The organism is Pantoea sp. Pa-EAmG (assembly GCF_030024295.1).
Classification (GTDB): domain Bacteria; phylum Pseudomonadota; class Gammaproteobacteria; order Enterobacterales; family Enterobacteriaceae; genus Pantoea; species Pantoea dispersa.
This window is the reverse complement of sequence record NZ_JASEWO010000318.1, coordinates 1-2,330: the sequence shown is the minus strand read 5'-3', so window position 1 is coordinate 2,330 and position 2,330 is coordinate 1. Positions and strand designations below refer to the sequence as shown.

General features: G+C 60.4%; 2 protein-coding genes. Both read left to right on the top strand.

Annotation, left to right across the window (positions count from 1 at the left end; all coding sequences use genetic code 11):
* On the top strand, nucleotides 1-590 hold a 590-nt coding region (locus QMM04_RS22205), incomplete at its 5' end, for a transketolase C-terminal domain-containing protein (protein ID WP_282997068.1).
* Between the two features lie 2 nt (nucleotides 591-592).
* A complete protein-coding gene (locus QMM04_RS22200) occupies nucleotides 593-2,083 on the top strand; it encodes an FGGY-family carbohydrate kinase (protein ID WP_282997067.1) in 1,491 nt (496 codons plus the stop codon).
* The last annotated feature ends 247 nt before the right edge of the window (nucleotides 2,084-2,330 follow it).

The following is a 2,330-nucleotide window of genomic DNA, read 5'->3' as shown; positions in this document are numbered from 1 at the left end:
ACCACAGCATTGATGATATTGCGGTGATGCGTGGCTTCGGCAATATCGAGATTTACGCGCCATCCTGCCCGCTGGAGTGCCGCCAGATCATCGATTATGCCCTTGCGCATGTGGGGCCGGTTTACATCCGTCTGGATGGCAAGGACCTGCCTCAGCTGCACGATGAAAACTACCAGTTCCGTCCGGGCCAAATCGACGTGTTGCGTGAAGGCAACGACATCGTGCTGGTGGCGATGGGTTCCACCGTGCATGAGGCGGTGAGTGCGGCCGAGCAATTGCATGCACAGGGAATCAGCGCAGGTGTGATCGCCATTCCATCAATTCGTCCCTGCGATACCCAACGGCTGCAAGAGCTGTTAAAGCATTATCCGGCGGTGATCACCGTAGAGGAGCACAATGTTAACGGCGGCGTCGGCAGTCTGGTGGCCGAAGTGCTGGCTGAAGGCGGCTGCGGAATTCCGCTGTTACGTCTGGGCATCCCCGATGGTCAATACGCGATTGCTGGCGATCGTGCCTCCACGCGCGCGCATCATGGTATTGACGCCGCCAGCGTGGTGAAGAGTGCAGTGCGCATGTGTGCAGGAGCGTAAACATGGCGGGTCCATTAATACTGGCAATTGATGAAGGTACCACCAACGCGAAAGCCATAGCGGTGGACCGCGCAGGCAACGTGGTAGCGCGCGGCAGCCAGCCTCTGACGCTAGCCCATCCCCAGCCGGGATTGGCCGAGCAGGATCCATTGGCGATCTGGCAGGCGGTGAAACAGGCGATTGAAAGCTGTCTGGCGCAGTGCGGCGGGGCAGAGGTGGCCGCCGTCGCGATCAGCAACCAGCGCGAGTCGGTGCTGATCTGGCAGCGCCGCGACGGGCAACCGCTGACGCCGCTGGTGAGCTGGCAGGATCGTCGCTCGGAAGCCTTTTGTCGCGATTTACGCATGGCGGGCAAAGCGCCACGCATCACCGGCTTAACCGGTTTGGCGGTGGACCCGATGTTTCCGGCGGGCAAACTCACCGGGATGCTGGCGACGATTCCGGATGGACTGGCGCGTGCACAGGCCGGTGAACTCTGCATCGGCACGGTGGATAGCTGGCTCAGCTGGCAATTAAGCGGCGGCGAAAGTTTTGTCACCGATCACGCCAACGCCGCCCGCACCCAACTCTACAATTTGCACAGCGGTGACTGGGATGACGAACTACTAGCGCTGTTTCATATCCCGCGCGCGGCACTGCCGCACATTGTGCCCTCCGCCAGCGCCCAGGGTGTAGTCACGCTACAGGACATTGCCGGATTGAAGGCGGGCACGCCGATTCTGTCGCGCATTGGCGATTCTCATGCGGCATTGCAGGCGCAACGCAGTGCGGGCGAAGAGGTGGTGAAAGCCACTTACGGCACCGGTTCATCGCTGATGATGTCAATGGCCACCCCTTTGCTGACCGAGAACGGCCTCAGCACCACGGTGGCGTGGCACGATGGCACGCTGCGATTTGCCTTTGAAGGTAACATCACCCATACCGGTTCAGGCGCGGCCTGGCTGGGACGCATGCTGGGCATCAGCGATCCGCGTGAACTGACGGCGATGGCGCGGCGCAGCGAGCATAATCAGGGCATCTATTTCGTGCCTGCATTGTCAGGCCTGGGCGCGCCCTGGTGGGATTTGAAGGCGCGCGGCATGGTATGTGGCCTTACCGATGCCGCCACGCCAGAGGTGCTGGCGCGCGTGGCGCTGGAATCGATCACCTTCCAGATTGCCGATGTGTTCTTCGCTATGGAGCAGGCCAGTGGTGTGCAGTTACCCGCGCTCTGTGTGGATGGCTCGGCAACCGAAAACAGTTGGCTGATGCAGTTACAGGCAGACGTGTTGCAGCGGCCGCTGAAACGAGCCCCTACCGCTGAAGTCTCCGCCCTGGGTGCCGCGCTGCTGGCGGGGCGTTCATTAGGCTGGTGGCAGCAGGGCAGTGATATGCAGGCGTTGCAGGGGGGCAGCGTGATTGAGCCGCGCAGCGATCGCGCGGCTATCATGCAGGAGAATTATCGCGGCTGGCTGGAAGCGGTGGCGCGTTGTCGATATCAACCGCACGGCTAACCTCTGCAACTGACGCTCCTGCACCGGTTCGATGGCGCGTTGTTGCTATCAACCGCACGGCTAACCTCTACAACACCCGTAGCGTCGCAATTTATTGCGCTTATGACAGCGACTCAGCTGAGCAAAGATACGCAATAAATCGTGCCGCTACGGTATATAGGAGGTTCGATAATATCCCGTCTAAGATCGCTTACTGAAAGCGATTGGCCTTATCACGCGCCAGACGTTCCAAAGCGAAAATGACCTG

Coding starts and splice junctions, on each gene's coding strand:
- QMM04_RS22200 (WP_282997067.1), top strand. CDS start 593: ATGGCGGGTCCATTAATACTGGCAATTGATGAAGGTACCACCAACGCG.